Origin of the sequence: Rathayibacter sp. PhB179, assembly GCF_004345345.1 — a bacterium.
In the GTDB taxonomy this organism is placed as follows: domain Bacteria; phylum Actinomycetota; class Actinomycetes; order Actinomycetales; family Microbacteriaceae; genus Rathayibacter; species Rathayibacter festucae.
The window spans coordinates 158255-180060 of record NZ_SLVD01000004.1; the positions used below are offsets into that span (position 1 = coordinate 158255).

Below are 21806 nucleotides of genomic sequence, written 5' to 3' on the forward strand. Positions count from 1 at the left end.
GGGGCGGCGACGGATCGGGGCCGGACTCTCGGACCCGCGGTCAGTCGCCGTCGACCGGCGCGGCCGGCTCCGACGCGGGCTGCGGCGTCAGGGTGACCCGCGAGATCCGGTAGCGGTCGGTCTCGGCGACCCGGAGCACGTGGTCGCCGACGACGAGGGTGTCGCCCACGACGGCGACCCGGCCGATGCGGTCGAGCACGTAGCCGCCGACCGTCTCGTAGGGACCCTCGGGCAGCTCGATGCCGAGCAGCTCCTCCAGGTCCTCGAGGATCATGCCGCCGTCGAGGTCCTGCAGCTGCTCGGCCGCCTTCGCATCGACGTCCTGGCGCGCGCCGTCGTACTCGTCGTAGATCTCGCCGACGAGCTCCTCGAGCAGGTCCTCGAGGGTGATGATGCCGTCGGTTCCGCCGTACTCGTCGATGACGACGGCGATCTGGTGGCCGTCCTGCCGCATGGTGCGCAGGGCCGCGAGCACCTTCGTCGTGCCGGGCACCGCCAGGATCGGGCGGGTGATGTCGGCGACGCTGCTCGCGGTGCCGTCGCGGCCCGCCGCCGGGAACGCGGCCATCAGATCGCGGACGTGCACGAAGCCGAGGACGTCGTCGCGGTTCTCGCCGACCACCGGGTAGCGCGAGTGCGGCCGGCCGAGCACCTCCGCGTAGCCCTCGGCGACGGGCAGGTCGCCGCGGAGGAAGTCGACGTCCGGCCGCGGGCGCATCACCTCGGCGACGCGCCGGTCGTCGGCGCGGAAGACGTCGGCGAGCAGCTGCCGGCTGTCCTCGGCGATCTCGGTGTTGCTCGAGATCATGTCGCGCACCTCATCCGCCGAGACGCTCTCGCCCTTCTCGCGCGGGTCGGCGCCGAGGAGGCGGACCACCGCGTCGGTGGAGACCGACAGCAGCCAGATGATCGGGCGCATGAGACGCGCGAGCGTGTTGAGCGGCGGGGCGAGCACCTTGGTGAAGGCGACCGACTTCTGCATGGCCAGGCGCTTGGGGACGAGCTCGCCGAGCACGAGCGAGAGGTAGGCGATGACGAGGGTCATCAGGATCAGCGCGACCGTCGACGCCGCGCCGTTCGAGAGACCGAGCGACTCGAGCGGCGGCACGAGGTCCGGCGCGATCGTCGAGGCGCCGTACGCCGAGGAGAAGAAGCCCGCGAGCGTCACGCCGATCTGCACGGCCGAGAGGAAGGTGTTCGGGTTCCGCACCAGCTCGGCGATGCGGCGGCCGCGCTCGCTGCCCGCCTCGATCGCGCGCACCTGGCTCTCGCGGAGGCTGACGATCGCCATCTCGGTGCCCGCGAACACCCCGCCGATGAGCACGAACAGCACGACGAGGCCGATGTTGAGGAGGGTGTCCAGATCCACGGTGCTCAGAGTACGGACGCCCGCTCGGAGAACGCCTCGCGCCCTCTCAGGCGGCGGCGCACCCCCGCCCGCCCTCACTCCTCAAAAGTTGCGGTAGTCGCGCCCGACTACCGCAACTTCTGGGAAGTGGGCGGGCGGGCGTCGGGCGGGGTGCGTCCGCCGTCCAGAAGTTGTCGTACTGGCGTGCCGACTACGACAAGTTCTGGAGGGAGGCGGCCGCGCGCCTTCCGTCGGCTCCAGTCCTCCAGAAGTTGCGGTACTCGGCGGCGAGTACCGCAACTTGTGGAGAGTGGGTGGCGGAAGGCGGCGCGGTCAGGCGTCGCCGGGGCGGACGCCGATCGTCAGGATGAGGTTCGCGTAGATGCGGCGGTCGCCGCTGGCGATGGTGAGGGCGACGTCGTCGGTGCGGGCCTCGGCGTAGAAGGCGTGCCGCTCGACGGAGGTGAAGGGGACGCCGTCCAGGGTGGCGCGGAAGGCGTCCTGCGCGGGCACGTCGAGGCCGGGCGCGGGCGTCATCACGGTCGCCTCCTCGACGACGATCGCGGTCAGCAGCGCCTCGAGGATCTCGTCGACGGTGAGCATGTCCGGGCGCAGGTTGAGGTGCACGAGCGCGGAGTTCTTCCCGAGCGTGGTGCCGACCGGGTAGTTGCCGTCGGCGATCAGGATGCGGGAGCCGTGGCCGGCGCGGGCGAGCGCGTGCAGGATCTCGGGGTGCAGGAGGGTCGTGGTCAGCATGGTGCTCCTCGGTGAGGGGACGGTGGTGGGACGGGCGTCAGTGGTGGACGTGGGCGACGGAGGCGCCGGCGATCAGCCGGCCGGGAAGGGTGCGCGTCTCGAACGGCTCAAGGCTGCCGTCGAGCCGGCGCTCGATCAGCGCGGCGGCCTCGGCGGCGATGGCGTCGGTCGGCTGCTCGACGATGGTCAGCCGCGGTCGGACGACCCGCGCGAGCTCGACGGTGTCGAAGCCGACGATCGAGAGGTCGGCGGGCAGGCGCAGGCCGGAGTCGCCGAGCGCGGTCAGCGCGCCGACGGTCAGCTCGCGGTTGCTGGCGAAGACGGCGGTCGGCCGGTCGCGGCGGGCGAGGATCCGCTCCATCGAGGCGATGCCGCTCTCGACGCTCAGCGGGCCGAGCTCGACCTCGGCCGGCCCGAGGCCGCGGGAGGCGAGCTCGTCGAGGACGCCCGCGGTGCGCTCCCGGGTGGTCGACACGTCCGGATCGCCGCCGAGCACCGCGATCGCGCGGTGGCCGTGGTCGGCGAGGTGCCGGGCGGCGGAGGCGCCGGCCGCGCGGTTGTCGAGCACCACGCGGTCGGTCTCGAGCTCGTCGTCGACCCAGTCCACCGTCACCACGGGAGTGCCCTGCTCGGAGGCGCTGCGGAGCGCGTCGACGTCGCCCCGGGTCGGGACGGCGACGATCCCGTCGACCATCTTCTCCAGCAGCAGCCCGACGGCGGCGCCCGGCTCGGGCAGGCTGACGCCGATCAGCACGCCGATGCCGTCGCCGCGCAGGGCCCGCTCGAGCCCGGCGATGATCGACAGGTGGAACTCGTTGTCCAGCGCCGGCAGCAGCACGCCCACCGTGCGGGAGCGCCGCGAGCGCAGGCCGCGCGCGAAGCCGTTGACGCGGAAGTCGAGCCGCTCGGCCGCCGCCTCGATCGCGACGGCGTTCTCGGGGCGCACCGGCAGGCCGTTGTAGTGCTTCGAGATCGTCGAGAGCGACAGCCCGGTCAGCCGCTGCAGGTCCTTGTACGTCGCCATCTCAGAGCGCGGGCGAGCCGTAGCCGTCCCAGCCGGGGATCGTGCCGTCGGCGTCCCAGAGGTCGAGCCAGTCGGTGCTGCCCGGCCAGAGGAAGACCTGGCCCTTGATCAGCCGGTTGTTGCGCTCGGCGCCGCGCAGGGACTCCTGCTCGGCGGCGGTGAGGGCGAGCGACGCGGCGGCGAGATTGGCCTCGATCTGCTCGGGCTTCACCGCGAACGGGATCGGGATCTGGCCGCGGTTGACGGCCCAGGCGAGGCAGACGACGACCGGGTGCACGCCGCGCTCGCGGGCGATGGCCTGCACGGCGGGGTGCTCGATGTCGACGAGGTCGCCGTCGACGCGGTCGCGCTCGGGGCGGGACGGCGAGCCCAGCGGCGAGTAGCCGATCGGCTGGATGCCGTGATCGAGGCAGTAGCGGAACAGCTCCGGCTGCTGGAAGCAGGGGTGCAGCTCCATCTCGTTGAGCGCCGGGGCGATGCGGACGTCGGCGAGGATCCGCTCGAGCTTCGCGATCGTGACGTTCGAGGTGCCGAGGTGCCGGACCAGACCGCGGTCGACGAGCGACTCGAGCGCCGCCCAGGTGCGCAGGAACGCGGCGTGCTCGTAGGGGCGCGCCTCCGGGTCGCGGGCGTCGGTCTCGGCGTGCGGCGGGTGGTGGTTGGGGAACGGCCAGTGCACGAAGACGGCGTCGAGCACGTCGAGGCCGAGGTCCTCGAGCGAGCGCTCGACCGATGCGACGGCGGCGTCCGGCTCGTGCGCGTCGTTCCAGATCTTCGACATCACGAAGAGCTCCTCGCGCGGCACGCCGGAGTCGGCGATCGCTCGCCCGACGCGTGGCTCGTTGCCGTAGACCGTGGCGCAGTCGAGCAGCCGGAAGCCGGCCCGGAGCGAGTGCTCGACGGCGAGGCCGACCGTCTCGGCGTCGTAGCGGTCGGAGCCGAAGGTGCCGGCGCCGATCGAGGGGATGCGGCGACCGCTCGCGAGGGTGCGGTGCGCCGGCGGAGCGGCGGTGCGGGGGTCGGCGGCGGTGACGGCGGCGTCCATGCCACTCCTCGGGGTCGTGAGGCGAAACGATTCGCAGTCAGCCTAGGTGCATCCCCACTCGTCGGACCAGGGCCGGGAGGCGAAACGACGCGAATCGTTTCGCCTCCCGGCGTCCACGGCCTTGACTGCTACTTGCCGGTCACCGCGTCCTTCACGGCGCCGACGGCCTTCTCGACGATGTTCGGCTTCGGCGAGGTGCCGTAGAAGCGCTCGTCCGGCTGGGTGGGCGGCGGCATCGGCACGCCGTCGTCGGGGCTCGCCGTGCGGTAGCTGAACTCGCCCTTGCCGTCGGGCGTGGGTCCGGACGCCCAGCTGCCCTCGGCGGCCGCGGCGCCGTCCGAGAAGTTGATGTACTCGTACGACACCGAGCGCTCCTCCTTCGAGAGCGGGAAGTTCGAGGGCACCGGCAGGTCCTCCGCGCCCTCCGCGCGCAGCTCGGCGGCGGCGGCGATCCACTGGTTCTGGTGCATCGTGTCGCGGGCCAGGAGGAACGAGAGCAGGTCCCGCACGCCGTGGTCGTCGGTCATGTGGTACAGCCGCGCGACCTGCAGGCGGCCCTGCATCTCGGCGTTCGCGTTGGCGGTGAAGTCGGCCAGCAGGTTGCCGCTCGCCGTGATGTACGAGCCCTGCCAGGGGTTGCCGTTGCTGTCGACGGGGCGGACGCCCGCGCCGGCGACGATCGCGGCCTGGATGTCGGTGCCGCCGATGACCGCGCCGAGAACCGGGTCCTTCTTGATGGCATCCTCGGACTGCTCGACGGGAGCCTTCTCGAGCAGCTGGGCGATCATGATCGCGATCATCTCGACGTGGCCGAACTCCTCGGCGCCGATGCCGTAGAGCAGGTCGCGGTACTTGCCGGGCTCGTGGGCGTTCCAGGCCTGGAAGCCGTACTGCATGGCGACGGTGATCTCGCCGTACTGGCCGCCGAGCACCTCCTGGAACCGGCGGGCGAAGACGGCGTCGGGCTTGGAGGGGGAGGACGTGAACTGGAGCTCTTGACGGTGGAAGAACATGCGGTCGTACCTTTCCGGGAGCAGTCGGTGCGGACCTCGTCGCCCGCCCTTCGACGGTAGGCAGGGCCCTTCGGCGCTCAGAAGGGGCTTGACCTCTCCTGCCGCTGCTCCCGGATCGGACCTGTCGGCGCTCCCGGATCGGACCAGTCGCGCTCCCGGATCAGACCAGGCGGCGCGACTCCGCCGTCACCACGCGGAACCAGCGGGCGCCGTAGCCGTCGATCCCGAGGGTCACCGAGCCGTCGTCGCCGATCGGCCGCGACTCGCCGCCGAGGGAGTCGACCAGGCGCGAGCCCGGCTCCGAGTCGGGGAGCGTGATCCTCACGGTGCGCGGGCTCGAGGCGAAGCTGTGCACGGCGACGGTCGTGCCGGTCGACGCGGACATCCGGTGCGCGAAGACGCAGGGCTGGTCGGCCGGGAGGTGGGTGTACTCGCCCCAGCCGATCTCGGGGGAGCGGCGGTAGAGCCAGGCGAGGCCCTTGATGTGCGCGAGCAGCGAGCCGGGGTCGCGGAGCTGGGCGGCGGCGTTGACGTGCTCCGGGCCGAAGCCGCCGCCGGGCGGGGCCGCGATCAGGTCGCCGGGCTCGGCGCGCGAGAAGCCGCCGTTCGCCGCGGAGGTCCACTGCATCGGCGTGCGGACGCCGCTGCGGCCGGGGATGTCGGCGTTCTCGCCCATCCCGATCTCCTCGCCGTAGTAGAGGACGGGCGAGCCGGGCAGCGAGAACAGCAGGCTGTAGACCATCCGGATACGGCGCGGATCGCCGTCGAGCATCGGCGGGAGGCGGCGCACGATGCCGCGGCCGTGGATCCGCTGCGACTCCTCCGGCGCGAACGCGGCGAAGACCTCGTCGCGCTCGTCGTCGGTGAGCTGCGAGAGGGTCAGCTCGTCGTGATTGCGGACGAAGTTGGCCCACTGGCTGCCGACCGAGATCGGCGGGCGGCTCGCGATCGCCTCGACGAGGGGCGTCGCGTCCTCCCGTGCGAGCGCCAGGTAGAGGCGCTGATTGCCGATGAAGTCGAACTGCATCGACAGCTCGTCGGCGTCCTCACCGCCGAAGAAGGCGAGCTGCTCGTCGCGGGTCGTGTTCACCTCGCCGAGCAGCATCGCCTCGCCCGAGCGGCGGCTGATGAAGCGGCGCAGCAGGCGCAGCCACTCGTGCTCGTCGCGGGCGCCCGGCTCGATCAGGTAGGGCACCGCGTCGACGCGGAAGCCGTCGACCCCGAGCTGCAGCCAGAAGCCGACGAGCTTCGCGGTCTCGTCGCGCACCGCCGGGTTGTCGGTGTTGAGGTCGGGCTGGTGCCGGTAGAAGTTGTGCAGGTAGTACTGCCCGGCCTCCTCGTCGAAGAACCAGACGCCGTCCTCGACGTCCGGGAAGACGTTCGCCGGCTGGTCGGCCGGCGGCTCGTCGCGCCAGACGTAGTAGTCGCGGTAGGGGCTGTCGGGGGAGGAGCGCGCCGCCTGGAACCACGGGTGCTGGTCGCTGGTGTGGTTGACGACCAGGTCGACGATGACGCGCATCCCGCGGTCGTGCGCGGTGCGGATCACCTCGACGACGTCGCCGTGGTGGCCGTAGCGCTCGTCGACGCCGTAGAAGTCGCTGATGTCGTAGCCGTTGTCCTTGCCGGGCGAGGAGTAGAACGGCGCGAGCCAGAGGCAGCCGACCCCGAGCTCGGCGAGGTAGTCGATCCGGTGCGCGAGACCCTCGAGGTCGCCGACGCCGTCGTCGTCCCAGTCCATGAAGGTCTTGACGTCGAGGTTGAAGTAGACGGCGGCGCGCCACCACAGGTCGCTGGTGTCGGTGACCCTCATGCGGACGCCTCCGCTTCCGGGCGGGCGGGTGCGGGGTCGACGCCGCAGGCGAGTGCGGCGGTGGTGAGGGGGGTCATGGCGCTCCGGGGTCGGGTCGGGGAGGGTCGCCCTCGACGCTAGGTGCGTGATGGATCTGCGTCTGCTCGTTGATTTCTCAGGGAGCGGGCGGCGGTGCGGTGCGGGGCTCGGGCGCGGTCGTCACGATGTCGAACGAGCGAGCGGATCCTGACCGTGGACGAACTCGGCGCGATGCCCCGCGGCCGCGGCAGTACACGGCGCCGAGTCGGCTTCGGCGATCGACCTCGCCGCCTCCATGCGGGCCCTGATGGAGAACGAGGACGCCCGGCGGACGGAGGCACAGCGTGACTGACGACGATCCGCTCGCGGGCGGAGACCTGCAAAAGGCTGCGGGCCTCCCGGCCGCCGTCGACGGGGACGGCCAGGCGGCGGCCGCGTCGCTGCTCGGCGCTTTCGACGTCGACGCGATCGCCGCGAGTGAGTTCGCGGACGTCATCACCGGGATCATCGCCGGGATGATGAAGGAGGCCCCGGAGCGAGCACTGACGCCAGAGCGGGTCGAGCTGATGCAGGAACGCGCCGAAGCGGCCGTGCAGCGCTCGTTCGAGGAGGAGTCCACCCCAAGCCTGGTCTACGGGTCCGCGGATGAGTGGCTTCGGAAGTACTGGCGGTACACCTACCGGCGGCGCGTCTCCGCCAAGGGTCAGGGCACCGGACGCTGGCGCGCCGACTGGTGGACCGTCGATGAGGCCGTGCAGCGCATCGAAGCGCTTTGGCGCAGCTGGGAAGCGTCAAGGCTCGACGCGGGGCTCGGGATCAGCGCCTGGTGGATCAACCACGCCGATCCGCACATGAGCGTCCTGCTGTCCACTGAAGGACCATTTGTTGGTGCAACGGACGAGAACCTACCGAGGGAGCCTCTGCCATATTTGCCGCCTCCTGAGGGCATGTTTGACCCGGACAAGAACTCCTAGACGCGTACCCGTCGGCGATCTCGGCTTCCGGCCGGCTGGTCTGCCTCAGCCGCAGCCTGAGCACTCCGCTTGAGATGAAATACTGACGTAACGTCGAAATTGGCCTAAGCCGATTGGGTACCTCTGGTGAATGGCGGCACCGACGCCGGACCACGGCCAAGGGCCAAGGGCCAAGCCGCCGACGATCAATGGGCGGCACAGTGGTGGAGCAGCGTCGAAGCGCGGACCCGCATTGAAGCCCTCTGGCGGATGTGGGAACAGATCCGCACCAGCGCAAGGTCCAGCGCCTACTGGATCAACCACCTCGACCCGTACATGCAAGTCCTGCTCTCGCCCAGCGGTCCTTTCCCGACGTCTCCGGACGAGAACCGGCCAGGCGACATGCTTCCCTACGTACAGCCGCCAACGGAAATGTTCCCTCCAGATCGGCTCAGTTGACTGAGCCGGCCGCGGAGCTGAGGCGCTCGAAGGCGGCATCGACCAGCTCGCCGAGGTCGACGTCGTCCTCAACTGCCCAGCGTTCCCAGGCGATGTCGATTGCTGCGAGTGCAGCGTTCGCGAGGACCCGTGCGGTGAAGACGTCGGGGATGCGCTCAGCGAGGGCGTCTGCGAGCGCAACGGCACTCTCTGCTCGACGCTCGCGCAGCCGGGAAGTGAGCGCAGGCTCGCCCATGATCAAGCGGAGTCGAGCTCGGTACCCGTCGGGGTCGTCTGCGGCGACGACGATGACCGGTTCGATCGCGAGGCGCACCAGCTGCCAGCCGGACATTCGGGTGTCGGCGGGCAGAGCCCGTAGCGCCGCTGCGTGGTCGATGCTGTTGCTCTCCACCGCGGCGACGACGACGTCCTCCTTGCTGCCGAAGTAGCGGAAGAAGGTCGCCCGCGACATCCCGGCCTCCCGCGCGGCATCCTCGACCGTGACGGTGGAGTAGCCGCGCTGGAGGAACACCTCGAGTACCGCCGCGGCGAACTGCGCACGCAAGAGGTCTCGCGCTCGATTTCTCGCCCCTGCGGTCATGTTTCGAGCATAGGATATGAGACGCGGTATCAGTGTAGATACTACGTATCATTCGGACCATTCGAGCCAGGAGAACCGATGACTGCAACCGCTGCTGAACCACTCGCCTCGCGGAGGAAGCTTCGCCCGAATCTCGTGATCGCCGTCCTCGCCTTCGCGGGAATGGGGGCGTCGTTCATGCAGACGATCCTGATCCCGATCCAGGCGCAGCTCCCCGAGCTGCTCGACGCGAGCCGCGATGACACGGCCTGGGTGATCACGGTCACGCTGCTCGTGTCGGCGATCTGCACACCCGTCTCGGGGAAGCTCGGCGACATGTACGGCAAGCGCCGCGTCGCGATCGTGCTGCTCTCCCTCCTGATCGCGGGATCCGTGATCTGCGCGCTCTCGCCGACGGTCGTGCCGCTGATCATCGGCCGAGGCCTCCAAGGCACTGGCATGGGGGTGATCCCGCTGGGCATCTCGATCCTCCGCGACATCCTGCCCAAGGAGCGACTGGGCTCGGCCATCGCCCTGGTCAGCGCGACTCTCGGCGTCGGTGGAGCCCTAGGTCTGCCGATCAGCGCCCTCGTCACCGAGAACTTCGACTGGCACGCCCTCTTCTGGGTCGCCGCCGCGATCGGCGCCGTCGCCCTCGCCCTCTTCGTCCTCGTCATCCCGGCGGGCGACTCGAACGCGCGGGGGAGGTTCGACTTCGGTGGCGCTGTCGGGCTCGCGATCGGCCTCGTCGGCCTGCTTCTCGCGGTGTCCCGCGGCAACGAGTGGGGATGGACGAGCGCGCCGACGCTGATCAGCGCCGGAATCGGAGTCGTGGCCCTGTTGCTGTGGGGCTGGTACGAGCTGCGCCGCAGCAACCCGCTGGTCGACCTGCGGGTGAGCGCTCGCGGCCCCGTTCTGATGACGAACCTCGCGTCCGTCGCCATGGGATTCGCGCTGTTCTCCTCGAGCATCGTCTTCCCCCAGCTGCTGCAGCTCCCCGAGACCACGGGCGGCCTGGGCCTGCCCCTGCTCGAGGCGAGCCTGATCCTGATGCCCTCGGGCCTGGCGATGCTCGCGATGTCGCCCGTCGCAGGCCGGGTGGAGAAGCGGGTCGGCCCGAAGCCGCTGCTGGTGGCCGGGGCCGTCATCATCGCCCTCGCCTACCTCGCCGCCGTGGTGCTCGAGCCGACCGTCTGGCTCGTGCTCGTGATCAACGTCGTGATCGGCATCGGGATCGGCCTGGGCTACGCGGCCATGCCGACGCTGATCATGCGCGCGGTCCCGGTGAGCGAGAGCGGCGCGGCGAACGGGCTGAACACGCTGATGCGTGCCCTCGGCACGAGCATCGCCGCAGCCGTCGTCGCCGCCGTGCTCGCGAACTCGGCGGTCAGCGGTTCCGGAGGCTCGGTGCCCTCCGAGTCGGGTTTCACCCTCGCGCTCCTCTTCGGCCTCGCTGCCGCGATCCTCTGCGCTGCCCTCGCGGTGTTCATCCCGAAGCCTCGCATTCTCGCGGAGGAAGAGCCGGCCCTCCCTGGTGAAGTACTGCCGGCCCTCGAGCCGGCTCATCGGTGATTTCTACTGCACACGCAGTAGTTGCACCGCCGCGCTTGGACGACGCCACCCGGACGGGGATCGGCGATTCTGAGAGAGCGTCGCGCCCCTCGCGGGGAACGACGTTCCCGAGACGAAGGAGAACGACATGCTCACCTCGAAGAACACCCTGCAGGAATGGCTCGATGACGCCGTCGGCGGCCCGCTCCTCCGGGAGATCCTCGCGCAGGGCGGCCAGTCGGCCGAGGACCTGCGCCCCGCGGCCGGCCTGAGCCTGCGAACGCTCGTCGAGCTCGGCGGCGGACGGTTCCCGCAGGAGCTGGTCGACACGCTCGTGAAGCAGGCCAACGGCGGCGTCATTCCCCTCGAGGAGACGCAGGAGGAGTCCGTCGGCGACGGCCGGTTCACCGGTCGGACGGTGATCGTCACCGGCGCCGGCTCGGGAATCGGCCGCGCCACCGCGCGCCGCATCCTCCGCGAGGGCGGCCGCGTGATCGCCGTCGACGTGGTGCCCAAGGGCATCGACGAGCTGGCCGCGTCGTCGCCCGAGGGCACAGTCGTCACCGTGACCGCCGACATCACCTCGACGGACGGGGTCGCCGAGATCCTCTCAGCGGCGGGGGAGCGGGTCGACGGTCTCGCGAACATCGCAGGGATCATGGACGGGATGACGCCCCTGCACGAGACCGAGGACGCCCTCTGGCGCCGAGTGTTCTCGGTGAACGTCGACGGCACCTTCGCGCTCAGCCGCGCGGTCCTGCCGCTGATGCTGGCGCAGGGCCGGGGCTCCGTGGTCAACATCGCGTCGGAGGCGTCACTGCGCGGTAACGCCGCCGGCACCGCCTACACCGCGTCCAAGCACGCGGTCGTCGGCATCACCAAGAGTGCCGCCTTCCTCTACGGACCCTCCGGCATCCGCACCAACGCCGTCGCGCCCGGTCCGACCGCTACGGCGATCGAGGGGAGCATGGCCTCCGACTTCGGACGCGAGCGTCTCGCGCCGTTCTTCACCCTCATCCCGCCGGTGGTGTCGGCGGACACGATGGCGGCCTCGATCACCTGGCTGCTGAGCGACGATTCCGCGAACGTCAACGGCATCGTGCTCGCCTCCGACGGCGGCTGGTCGGTCCAGTAGCGGTCAGGGGCGCGGTCCGCGCAGCTCCCGGCTGATCGCCCGGAGCCCGGTCTCGAGAGCCTCGAGCTCCTCCTGGCTGAGGCGGGAGAGGACATCCTCGCCCAGCTCCGGCCGGGCGGCCATGAGCTCGCGGACCACCGCTCTACCGAGGTCCGTCGCGTGGATGCGGCGAACCCGATGATCCACCTGGTCTTCCGCACGGAGGACCAAACCGGCCGCCGCGAGGCGGTCGACGAGCTTCGACATCGACGGCATCGACACGGCGAACGCCTGAGCGAGTCCGGCTCCGGTCGCTCCCTCCTCGGTCGTGACGACGACGGTCAGCGCCTTGAGCTGCTGAATCGTCAGGTCCGTCGTCATCAGTGGCTCGAGAACCCGCGGGATCGACCGCACGGTGATCGCAATGGACAGCGCCTCGATGCTCGACATCGTGCGTGCGCGGGCGTCATCGGTTCGCATCCGCTCACCGTAGATGTCAGCGGACACCCAGCACAATTACTTAGTTCGACGCTAACCTTTCTGCAGCAAGTGATCGATCCGGAGTCGTGTCGGCGCGTTCGCGGAGAAGACGGGGGAACCCTGCTTCTGCGCGGATGTCCGGGAAGACCGCGGACGTCGCGCCGCACGGCGCGACGAAAGCGAGAGACGATGACCGCCAGAACCGCCAGCACCGCCACCCTCGACCTCGAGGCCGCCCGCGAGAAGTACCGCCACGAACGGGACCGCCGCCTCCGACGCGACGGAGCCGGCCAGTACACACGAGCCGCCGGCGAATTCGGCTACTACGCGAAGGACCCCTACACCGAGCACGTCGAGCGTGAGCCGGTCGAGGACCGCGTGGAGGTCCTCGTGATCGGCGCCGGCTTCGGCGGCCTGCTCACTGCGGCGCGACTGCGAGAGGCCGGAGTGGAGTCGATCAGGCTGATGGACGAGGCCGGCGACGTCGGCGGCACCTGGTACTGGAACCGCTACCCGGGGGTCCGCTGCGACATCGAGTCCTACGTCTACATGCCGCTGCTCGAAGAGGTCGGCACGATGCCGAGCGAGCGCTACGCACCGGGGGAGGAGATCCGCCGGCACTCCGTCGCGATCGCGGAGCACTACGGGCTCTACCGCGACGCGCTCTTCCAGACCCGGGCGACGTCACTCGAGTGGGACGAGGAATGCGACGAGTGGATCGTCGGCACCGATCGCGGTGACCGCTTCCGCGCTCGTTTCGTCGTCACCTCCTCGGGCACGATGACGCAGGCGAAGCTCCCGGGCATTCCCGGGATCGAGAACTTCCGCGGCCATACCTTCCACACCAGCCGCTGGGACTACGGCTACACCGGAGGCTCGGCCGACGGCGGCCTGACGGGGCTCGCCGACAAGCGCGTCGCGGTGGTCGGCACCGGAGCGACAGGCCTCCAGGTCGTTCCGCACGTGGGCGCCGATGCTCGCGAGCTGGTCGTCTTCCAGCGGACTCCGTCGACGGTGGATGTCCGCGACAACCGGCCGACCGACCCCGAGTGGGCCGCGTCCCTCCAGCCCGGCTGGCAGCGCGAGCGGATGGAGAACTTCCTCGCGGTCCTCGCCGGCGAGCCCGTCGCGGAGAGCCTCGTCCAGGACGGCTGGACCGCGACGACGGCCCTGCAACGGCAGATCCTCACCGGCGCGGTCGACGAGAGCCTCTCGCTCGAGGAGCGCGAGCGGCGCGACGAGCTCGACGACCTCGCGACGATGAACCGCCTCCGCGCGCGCATCGACGAGGTCGTGGAAGACCGCGCGACCGCCGAAGCCCTCAAGCCCTGGTACCGCTACATGTGCAAGCGGCCCGGCTTCAGCGACACGTACCTTCCGGCCTTCAACCGGTCGAACGTGACCCTCGTCGACACGGCGGACGCGGGCGGCATCACCCGGGTGACCGAGACCTCCGTCTTCGTCGGGGACGCCGAGTACGAAGTCGACTGCCTCATCTTCGCCACCGGCTTCGAAGTCGGGATCTCCGGGGTCATGTCGGGCACTCTGCCCGTCACCGGTCGCGGCGGGCGCACTCTGCTGGAGGCGTGGGCGCGAGGCCCGCGGACCCTGCACGGGTTCTCCTCGCACGGCTTCCCGAACCTCTTCCACCTCAGCGGCATCCAGAACGCGAACTCCGTGAACTTCGCGCACATCCTCCTCGAGCAGGCCGAGCACATCGCCGCCGTCATCGCCCGCGGTCGCGAGGTCGGCGCCCGCTACCTCGAGCCGTCGGCCGAGGCCGAGGAGGCGTGGGTGCGCACCGTCCACGAGACCGCCAGCGACACCCGGGCGTTCCAGGCCGAGTGCACGCCCGGCTACTACAACGGCGAGGGCACCCGCTCGATCGCCGGCGCCGCGTACAGCCCGGGACCGATCGCGTTCCACCGACTTCTGCGCGAGTGGCGCGAAGACGGCATGCGGGACGTACTCGTCGGCGCGACGGTCGGAGCCTCCCGATGAGGCGCGCGCTCGTCTCCCTGGCGGTGCCGTCCGTGCTGCTACTCACGGGGTGCACGGCGGCCGCAACCCCGGACGACACCGACGCGCCAATAGCAGCGGAACAGATCGCTGAACGCGTCATGCAGGTGACGGACGTCCATGAGGCAACCGGGATGACCCTCTTGGAGGGGCCGACCTTCGGCCCCGACGGGAGCCTGTATGTCGTTGACGTGGTGGCGCCGGCGGGGGAGGGCAAGGTTCTTCGCGTGGACGTCGAGGACGAGAGCGTCGAGACCGTCTATACCGATGACACGAGCGTGTTGACCTCCGCGCAGTTCGGCCCGGCGGACGGCCGCCTCTACGTGACCGACTTCGTCGGCGGCGCGGTGCGCAGCATGACCACCGATGGCACCGATGTCCGCGAAGTCTTCGCCGGCCCGGTCGACGGGGCGCCCATGCAGCCCGACGACATCGCGTTCGGTCGCGACGGCGCTCTATACGTCACCGATGCGGCAGGTGCGACGGCGCCCTACTGGGAGGCGAGCGGTCGTGTCATCCACATCGATCCGGTGACAGCGCAGGCGACCGTGCTGGCCTCGGAGCTGCCCTCGCCGAACGGCATCGGCTTCTCACCCGAGTACGACGCACTCTGGGTGGGGCTGAACACCGGCAACCGCATCGATCGGCTGACACTGTCTCCTGGCGGGTTGGAGGTCGCTACTGCTCACCCCGCGATCTTTGCTTCCGCGGGCGTGGGCCAAGTCGATTCGATCGCGGTGGATTCGGACGGCAACCTCTACGTCGGGGTGCACAACCGTCCGGAGATCCTGATCTACAACGTCGACGGAGCCCTCGTGACCACGGTGGTGGTGCCGGCGGGGGAGGCATCAGGCCTCAGCTCCGCGACCAACGTCGCTATCGCGCCCGGCACTACTGATGCCTACGCGTCGGTCAGCGGCTCCGATGGCGGCTTCCTCTACCGCTTCGACGCTCTTGCGGAGGGGATCCCTCAGTCGAACGGAGGCTGAGCAGAGAAAAGGCTCATGCAGACCACCGCCGTGGTCGGCCAGCTGGCGCCGGGGTGCATCGACACGTTTCGGTTCGCGAAGGGCTAGTCCGTGGTGGCGTCGGGCGGCCGGCGCATACCCCGAGTAGAAGAAGGGTGACGGACAGGGGTCCCTCGCGCGCTCCAACTCTCCGACCCTCAGCGCTCGGTCTGACGAAGGACTTCGAGCCGACCGGCCCCGATCCGGCTGAGGAGACCAAGGCTCTCAAGCAGCGCTCCACTGATGATCGAGGCCGACGAGATCGCGATCAGGACGTGCTGAAGCGCAGCACGACCAAACGAAAGAGACCGTGCAGGAGCAGCGGGCGACGTGCTGGTGAAGGTGCGAGTGACGAAAGGGCTGGACATGGACATCGTGGCCTCCTGGGCTGCGGGGCCGGGCGCTCCGCGATGCCTTCACCCTCTCGCGGTCCGGCGGCCCGGTCGTCGTTCCGGTAGAGCGTTCGCTGTCGTCTCGCTGCAGTAGAGCACGCGGACGGCGATCGACAAGAGGACGGGTCTACTTCGAATGTAGTAGAGGTGACGGTCTCAGGGGACGACTCCTGGGAGAGCACTCAGCGGGACTCTGGATGCAGGCGGCGCTTCCGCTATCCCTCCCCGTCCTCTCTTCTCCCAGGAGCCACTATGTCCACATTTCTCGCCCGCCTCGGGCGGTACAGCGCACGTCACCGGTTGGTGGTCGTCGGAGCCTGGATCGTGATCTTCGCGGCCCTGATCGGCACCCTGGTCATCGGTTCCCAGAATGGCGGGAGTGAGGCCGCCAAGACATCGGTCCCGAACTCGCCCGCCTCGCAAGCTCTCGACCGGATGAACGATGAGTTCCCGGCCGCCGGCAACTCATCGGCCGCCGCGCTCCAGCTCGTCTTCCAGCCCGCCGGCGGGAACGTCGCAGACCCGGCGACATCGGCCGAGATCACCGCTTTCCTCGCTGAGGCCCGAACGCTGCCCGGAGTCGTGTCTGTCACAGACCCGTTCGACCCCGCCCAGCCCTACGTCTCCGCCGATCAGACCCTCGCCGTCGCCACGCTGGCCTACCCCGATCTCTCGGAGGACGACCAGAAGACCGACTACGAGGCGGCGCTCGCCCTGCAGGAGAACGCGCCCGCAGAGCTCGGCGTCCAACTCGGCGGCAATCTCGTCCCGATCGGCGCCCCTGCGCCGGGTCTCGGCGAGCTCGTCGGCGTCGTCATCGCCTTCCTCGTTCTGATCCTGACCTTCGGCTCGCTCCTCGCGGCCGGCGTCAACCTGCTGATCGCGGTGTTCGGTGTCGGAGTCGGCCTCGTCGGCGTCCTCGCCTACGGTTCGCTCTTCCCGATCGGCGACAACGCGATCATCCTGGCCTCCATGCTGGGGCTGGCCGTCGGCATCGACTACACCCTCTTCATCCTTTCGAGGTTCCGGATCGAACTGAGAGCCGGCAAGAGCGTGGAGGACTCCGTCGCTCGCGCCACCGGCACCGCAGGCACCGCTGTGGTCTTCGCCGGTCTCACCGTCATCGTCGCCCTGGTGGCACTGCTGGTCGCGAACCTCAGCTTCGTCACCGAGATGGGCTTCGCCGCCGCTGCCGCCGTCCTGGTGGCCGTGTTGCTGGCACTGACCCTCCTTCCCGCGCTGATGCGCACGATGGGCCTGCGCGCCCTGTCGAAGAAGCAGCGCGCCGAGGTTCTCGCGGGGCATTTCATGGTCGAGGGCGGCGAGCAGAAGCGCGGTGTCATGCGCGGCTGGGGCAGCTTCGTTGTCAACCGCCCGGTCATCTCCGCTCTTGCCGGCATCATCATCCTGGTGATCGTGGCGTTGCCGATGTTCAGCATGAAGACCGCGTTCAACATCCCCGGCGGCTCCAGCCCCGACTCGACCGAGCGCACCGCTTACAACCTGATCGTCGACGAGTTCGGCGGCACCCAGAGCCCGCTCATCGTCCTCGCCGAGGGCGACAACATCGCCGCGAAGACCGACGGCGTTCAGTCCCGCCTCACCGAGCTCGATGGTGTCCTCCAGGTCGCTCCGGCCGAGATCTCGGCCGATGGCACGATGGCGCGCTTCATCGTCATCCCCGACGGCAGCCCGATCGACCAGGAGACCAAGGACATCGTGCACACCCTGCGCGACGACGCGGACACTCTGGCCGGCGTCCATCTCGAGGTCACCGGCGAGACCGCGATCGGGATCGATCAGGATGCGGCGCTGATGAGCGCGCTCGTGAAGTACATCATCGTGATCGTCGTCATCTCGCTGCTGCTGCTGATCGTGATGTTCCGCTCGCTCGTCATCCCGCTCATCGCCACCCTCGGCTACCTGCTCTCGGTAGGCGCGTCGTTCGGCGCGAGCACCGCGGTGTTCCAGTGGGGCTGGCTCGACCCCTTCATTGCGGCTCCCCAGGGGGACCCCATGCTGAGCCTGCTGCCGCTGTTGCTGGTCGGCGTGCTCTTCGGTCTCGCAATGGACTACCAGGTGTTCCTGGTCTCGCGGATCAAAGAGATGCACGACAAGGGCATGGCACCCAAGGAGGCGATCCGCGAGGGCTTCGCCCGCTCCGGTCCTGTCCTCGTCGCGGCCGCGACGATCATGACCGTCGTGTTCGGAGGATTCGCCACCGGCGAGTTCGCGATCGGCGCCTCGATCGCCTTCGGCCTGATGGTCGGAGTCATGGCGGACGCCTTCATCGTCCGCCTGGTGCTCATGCCGGCCCTGCTGAGCCTGCTCGGCACGTCGGCCTGGTGGCTGCCGAAGTGGCTCGACAAGATCGTTCCCCACGTCGACACCGAAGGCCACGCTCTCGACGCGGAGCCCACCGCGAAAGAGCGCGAGCTCACGAACGCCTGACCCGCTCGATCCGAGGGGCCCGTCACCGAGAAGGTGACGGGCCCCTTCGTGCTTCGGTGAGAGAACCCCGGACCGCCGAGGGAGCTTGCTCCCGGAGGTCCGGAATTTCCTCACCGCTCGCTCACTCGTTTGACTGCGTTTCCCACTGAATTCCTCTGGGTGCGTCCTGCGCCCGGACCAGAACGAGGGCGACAACGTGAACAGCGACTCGAGCATCTCTCTGGCTCGTCGCTCGCTGAGCGCGGCGCGACTCAGTCAACCTCTCCCGGCGCTGAACACCGACATCGACCTGCTGGACTCGCTCCGGCTCACGTCGTTCCGCTGCGGCATCAAGTACGCGCGAATCGAGCCCACGCGATGTGACTTCCCACGTGCAGAGCCGGCGCACGAGCGCGCGATCATCCAATACTGCCTCGCGCAAGGCATCGAACCGGTCGTCACGTTGCACCACTTCTCGAGCGCGCTGTCGTTCGCGATGTCTGACGGCTGGAGCTCGGAAGCGGCTGTCGGTCGCTTCGGCGAGCGTGCCGAGGACGGCCGCACCGGTCCTCGGGGGCGCCACCTACGTCGTCACGATCAAGTAGCCGGACATGTTCGCCATGATGCAACACATGGCGGTACCGCTTCAGTTACCTGGATCCCGCGGCCGTAGTGGCGCGCAAGGGAGCGGGCCGCGAGGTCGGCATCAACGCGTTCTCCCTGCCGGAACCGAAGCGCGAGGCGAGGGACACCATCATCCGCGCGGGTGTCCGCGTCCGCGAGATCCGTCGCGAGAAGACGACCGTCGAAGTCGGCTGGCCCATCACGGTCCGAGTCTCCTGCCCGCGAGGGCTATGAAGACAGGCTCGTCCACTACGAGCGGATCCGGGAGGACACCTACCTCGAGACCTCCCGCGACGACGATTGGGGCGGCGTACAGTCGTACACGCGTCAGCTGGTCGGCCTGGAAGGGGTACCCGAGGGCGCCGAGCTGACGCCGACCGCCTAGGCCTACCGCACTGACGCCCTCAAGATCGCCGTCCGTCGCGCGTGAGCCGTGACCGGAAGCACCCCGATCCTGATCTCCGAGAGCGGCCTTGCCGCCTCCGACGAGGATCGCTGCTGCATCGCCTACACGGCGGGCGCCCTGCTAGGACTGTCGTAGGCGAGCGCCGACGGGATCGACGTCCGCGGCTACCTGCACTGGACCTCCTCGACAGCCTCAAGTGGATGCACGTCTTCGACATCACCTTCGGTCTCGTCGCTGTCGGCCGCGAAATAGTTGAGCGCACCCTCAGGGCAGCGCCTCTGGCCCTGCGCCCTGGCGCAGCGCAGCGGTGCGGGGCTGTGACCGCCTCGCTCAATGCGGGGTCATCACCAGCAGAGCCCCGGGGTCGACCCTCGCGCTGAAGGTGCTTGCCAGGCCCTCCGTGTCTCCGTCGAGCTGGTAGGCCATCGGCCGGTCGAGCTCGATGTCGACTTGTCGGCCGCGGAGGCGTCGGAGCGGTGCGTCAGGTGAGTCCTTGCGGGTGATGCTGAGCACCAACCGCAGCAGTCCCCGGAGGCCGCCTTCGCCAGAGGCGACGAGCACGTGCAGCAGTCCATCGTCGGGCTCCGCGGCGGGGAGCAGCGCGAGTCCGCCCTGGAGGTGGCCGACGTTGCCGACGAGCACCATGACCGCGTCGGAGTCGTGGATCTGCTCGCCGTCGATCGTGACCGTCGCTCGGAACGGGCGCATGCGACGCTGCTGCACGGCCGCCACGACGTAGGCGCCGGCCTTGATCACCTTCTTGAGGCGAGCATCAGTGTCGCGCATGATCTGCGCATCCAGTCCGACTCCGGCCATCACGGCGAAAGGAGCGTCCACTCCGTCGACGCTCCAGTGGACCATGTCGATCTCACGGACGCGTCCGTGCAGCGCGACGTCGAGGGCCTCGTCCTCGTCGAGGGAGATCCCAAGGTTGCGACCCAGCAGGTTGCCGGTTCCTGCCGGGATCAGCGCGACCGGAACACCGCTACCGGCGATGGCGGCGCAGACGGTCCGCGCCGTGCCGTCGCCACCCGCGACGAGGACACGGTCGACGTTCTGCGAGAGGGCGTACTCAGCCATCGCGCGCCCGGGGTCGTCCTGTCGCGTCTCGATCCAGAGGGGCGGATCCCAGCCGCTGCGGGCGAGGGCAAAGATCACTCGACGGCGGAAGAGGTCGAGGTCGAGGACCTTCGTCGGGTTGAAGATCACGGCGGCCCGGCCACCGGACTCGGGCGGAAGCTCACGAAGGCGCCAGGCGCGACCGATGGCCTCCACTCCGCTGATCCAGAGCGCACCCGTCGCGATACTGGTGCCGAGCAGAAGTCCGCCGATCAGATCTGTCAGCCGATCCGTCCCCATCGCCCACATGCTCGTGCCGACGAGGGCGACGAACAGCATCCCGAGGAGGCGGCGCTCGCGCTGGGCGCGCCGCGATCGGCGTCGAGCGTTGGCGAGGGTGACGACGACCCACGTAAGGACCGTCGCTCCGACGATGTGTCCAGAGGGGTAGGCCGCCCCGAGAGCCGAAACGGAGTCGTGGTACTCGGAAAAGGGATGAGGGCGGCCGATCAGGTTGCGCTGCAGCTCCCAGAACACGAGCCCGAGGGCGGCGATCGTCAGCGCCAGCGCAAGTCGGCGCTGACGCTGACGGAGGGACCTCAGTGCGGCCAAGACGGTGACCACTAACACCACGTAGGGGTGGGTCAGGAGCGCGAAGGCCTCGACCGACTGCCCTGCGGCGGAGCGCGGCGGCAGCGACGGCGTCCGGAGCAGGGAGTCCAGAGAGTCACCGGAGCCGTTCACGACGCCGAAGGTCCACCCGCTGTACAGCGCGAGGGCGCCCAGGAACACGACGAGCTCTGTTGTGCGGCGGGCTCTGGACGTCGTCACCTCGGTGAACTCGTCGGGGAGGAGTGCGGGCGGTTTCGCGGTCACGGCGGTTCTTCCGAGGGAGGAGGCGGGAGGAGTCAGTCGTTCTCGACGACGACCGAGCCGGTGCCGCGGGTGAGAGTGCGCTCCCCGAGCGGCTGAGCGGGTCGGGTGTTGCCGGGGTGGGCCTTGTCAACCTCTGCCAGTTGCTGGGCCGAGAGCTCGATCGGGGTGCTCAGCACGATCCATTGCACCCCCTCGCTGCAGGGCGGCGTGGTGAGGCTGCCCTCGTAGGCGTAGTGGTCGAGGGTGGCCGGCAGCATCGCGGCCACGTCGACGTCGATCTCGGGGTCGGCGTCCGTGCCCGAGGCCTTGGCAGCATTCTCGGCGAAGGCGTCGTAGGCGCTCGACTCCGCGCCCTCGACCGCGAGGACGCCCGCGACGAGCCGCTCGCCCGTCTCGCTCTGGTGCACGAAGTGGAACTCGGCGTCGGCCGCGACTCCGTCGACGGTGTGCTCGGACGGGGTGTGCACGTGCATCTGCGCGAGCTCATAGGTCATCCCGTCGTACTGCACCTCCGAGGCGTCCTCGGCGCCGACCTGCACCGTGTGCCCGGTGTCCTCGATCTCACCCTCCGTGCGCTCGCTGTCGAGCGTCAGGGGGAGGCCGGCGAGTGCGGTCGAGGACGGGAGGTCGATCGGCGACTGCTGCGTGCCGGTCGCGCAGGTCGCGAAGCCGTCCTCCAGCGCGCCCCAGCCGCTCGGGCCGGAGTCGCCCTCGTACGACCATTGCGTCGGCTCGGCGGCGGTAGTCGGGGTCGGTGTGGAGGCTGCGGTGCCGGAGCCGGAGGTGCATCCCGCGAGCAGGAGCGCGGCGGCCGCGGAGGCGGTGAGCAGGGGCAGCGTCTTGGAGAGGTTCATGCGCCGGGT

General features: G+C 69.7%; 18 protein-coding genes. 7 read left to right on the forward strand and 11 right to left on the reverse strand.

All coding sequences use genetic code 11. From position 1 onward, the window contains the following. Nucleotides 1-40 precede the first annotated feature (40 nt). From EDF43_RS10300 to EDF43_RS10325, 6 genes are all read right to left on the reverse strand, one after another. Nucleotides 41-1369, reverse strand: coding sequence for a hemolysin family protein (locus EDF43_RS10300; protein WP_132436647.1), 1329 nt, complete (start codon nucleotides 1367-1369; stop codon nucleotides 41-43). 312 nt (nucleotides 1370-1681) lie between these two features. Continuing rightward, a complete protein-coding gene (locus EDF43_RS10305) occupies nucleotides 1682-2104 on the reverse strand; it encodes an RbsD/FucU family protein (RefSeq protein WP_132436649.1) in 423 nt (140 codons plus the stop codon). 37 nt (nucleotides 2105-2141) lie between these two features. Next, complete coding sequence (locus EDF43_RS10310; RefSeq protein ID WP_132436651.1) at nucleotides 2142-3128, reverse strand: LacI family DNA-binding transcriptional regulator; 987 nt, start codon at nucleotides 3126-3128, stop codon at nucleotides 2142-2144. A gap of 1 nt (nucleotide 3129) precedes the next feature. Further along, nucleotides 3130-4173, reverse strand: a complete 1044-nt coding sequence (locus tag EDF43_RS10315) for an aldo/keto reductase (RefSeq protein WP_123736531.1) — start codon at nucleotides 4171-4173, stop codon at nucleotides 3130-3132. Between the two features lie 128 nt (nucleotides 4174-4301). Continuing rightward, entirely contained in the window at nucleotides 4302-5186 is an 885-nt protein-coding gene (locus EDF43_RS10320) for a manganese catalase family protein (protein ID WP_123736530.1), read from the reverse strand. A 160-nt stretch (nucleotides 5187-5346) separates the two neighbouring features. Then, nucleotides 5347-6996 (reverse strand): alpha-amylase family protein, encoded by a 1650-nt coding sequence (locus tag EDF43_RS10325; RefSeq protein WP_132436653.1) that lies wholly within the window; start codon nucleotides 6994-6996, stop codon nucleotides 5347-5349. 362 nt (nucleotides 6997-7358) lie between these two features. Here EDF43_RS10325 and EDF43_RS10330 point away from each other — a divergent pair, with 362 nt between their 5' ends. Continuing rightward, complete coding sequence (locus EDF43_RS10330) at nucleotides 7359-7988, forward strand: DUF4913 domain-containing protein (protein ID WP_132436655.1); 630 nt, start codon at nucleotides 7359-7361, stop codon at nucleotides 7986-7988. Between the two features lie 430 nt (nucleotides 7989-8418). Here the strand turns inward: EDF43_RS10330 and EDF43_RS10340 are convergent, their stop codons facing one another. After that, nucleotides 8419-9006: a TetR family transcriptional regulator gene (locus EDF43_RS10340; protein WP_132436657.1), complete on the reverse strand. Its 588-nt coding sequence runs from the start codon at nucleotides 9004-9006 to the stop codon at nucleotides 8419-8421. A 78-nt stretch (nucleotides 9007-9084) separates the two neighbouring features. Between EDF43_RS10340 and EDF43_RS10345 the strand changes: the two genes are divergently transcribed. Continuing rightward, on the forward strand, nucleotides 9085-10557 hold the full coding sequence (locus tag EDF43_RS10345) for an MFS transporter (protein ID WP_132436659.1): 1473 nt from the start codon (nucleotides 9085-9087) through the stop codon (nucleotides 10555-10557). 127 nt (nucleotides 10558-10684) lie between these two features. Beyond that, complete coding sequence (locus tag EDF43_RS10350) at nucleotides 10685-11671, forward strand: SDR family oxidoreductase (protein ID WP_123734148.1); 987 nt, start codon at nucleotides 10685-10687, stop codon at nucleotides 11669-11671. Between the two features lie 3 nt (nucleotides 11672-11674). Here the strand turns inward: EDF43_RS10350 and EDF43_RS10355 are convergent, their stop codons facing one another. Further along, nucleotides 11675-12130, reverse strand: coding sequence for a MarR family transcriptional regulator (locus EDF43_RS10355; RefSeq protein ID WP_132436661.1), 456 nt, complete (start codon nucleotides 12128-12130; stop codon nucleotides 11675-11677). A gap of 189 nt (nucleotides 12131-12319) precedes the next feature. On the opposite strand from EDF43_RS10355, the gene EDF43_RS10360 reads away from it, so the two are divergent. Continuing rightward, the gene (locus tag EDF43_RS10360) at nucleotides 12320-14131 is read left to right on the forward strand and encodes an NAD(P)/FAD-dependent oxidoreductase (RefSeq protein ID WP_132436663.1); all 1812 of its coding nucleotides are present in this window, start codon (nucleotides 12320-12322) and stop codon (nucleotides 14129-14131) included. Continuing rightward, nucleotides 14128-15138 (forward strand): SMP-30/gluconolactonase/LRE family protein, encoded by a 1011-nt coding sequence (locus tag EDF43_RS10365; RefSeq protein ID WP_132436665.1) that lies wholly within the window; start codon nucleotides 14128-14130, stop codon nucleotides 15136-15138. The genes EDF43_RS10360 and EDF43_RS10365 overlap by 4 nt, the downstream gene beginning before the upstream one ends. 176 nt (nucleotides 15139-15314) lie before the next feature. On the opposite strand, the gene EDF43_RS10370 is transcribed toward EDF43_RS10365, so the two are convergent. Further along, entirely contained in the window at nucleotides 15315-15530 is a 216-nt protein-coding gene (locus EDF43_RS10370) for a hypothetical protein (protein ID WP_123737443.1), read from the reverse strand. Between the two features lie 270 nt (nucleotides 15531-15800). Between EDF43_RS10370 and EDF43_RS10375 the strand changes: the two genes are divergently transcribed. Next, entirely contained in the window at nucleotides 15801-17999 is a 2199-nt protein-coding gene (locus EDF43_RS10375) for an MMPL family transporter (RefSeq protein ID WP_132436667.1), read from the forward strand. 196 nt (nucleotides 18000-18195) lie between these two features. Further along, the gene (locus EDF43_RS10380; RefSeq protein WP_165909072.1) at nucleotides 18196-18651 is read left to right on the forward strand and encodes a family 1 glycosylhydrolase; all 456 of its coding nucleotides are present in this window, start codon (nucleotides 18196-18198) and stop codon (nucleotides 18649-18651) included. Nucleotides 18652-19338: 687 nt separating this feature from the next. On the opposite strand, the gene EDF43_RS10385 is transcribed toward EDF43_RS10380, so the two are convergent. After that, nucleotides 19339-20943, reverse strand: coding sequence for a diacylglycerol kinase family protein (locus EDF43_RS10385; RefSeq protein WP_132436671.1), 1605 nt, complete (start codon nucleotides 20941-20943; stop codon nucleotides 19339-19341). A gap of 32 nt (nucleotides 20944-20975) precedes the next feature. Further along, nucleotides 20976-21797: a carbonic anhydrase family protein gene (locus tag EDF43_RS10390; RefSeq protein WP_132436673.1), complete on the reverse strand. Its 822-nt coding sequence runs from the start codon at nucleotides 21795-21797 to the stop codon at nucleotides 20976-20978. Nucleotides 21798-21806 lie beyond the last annotated feature (9 nt).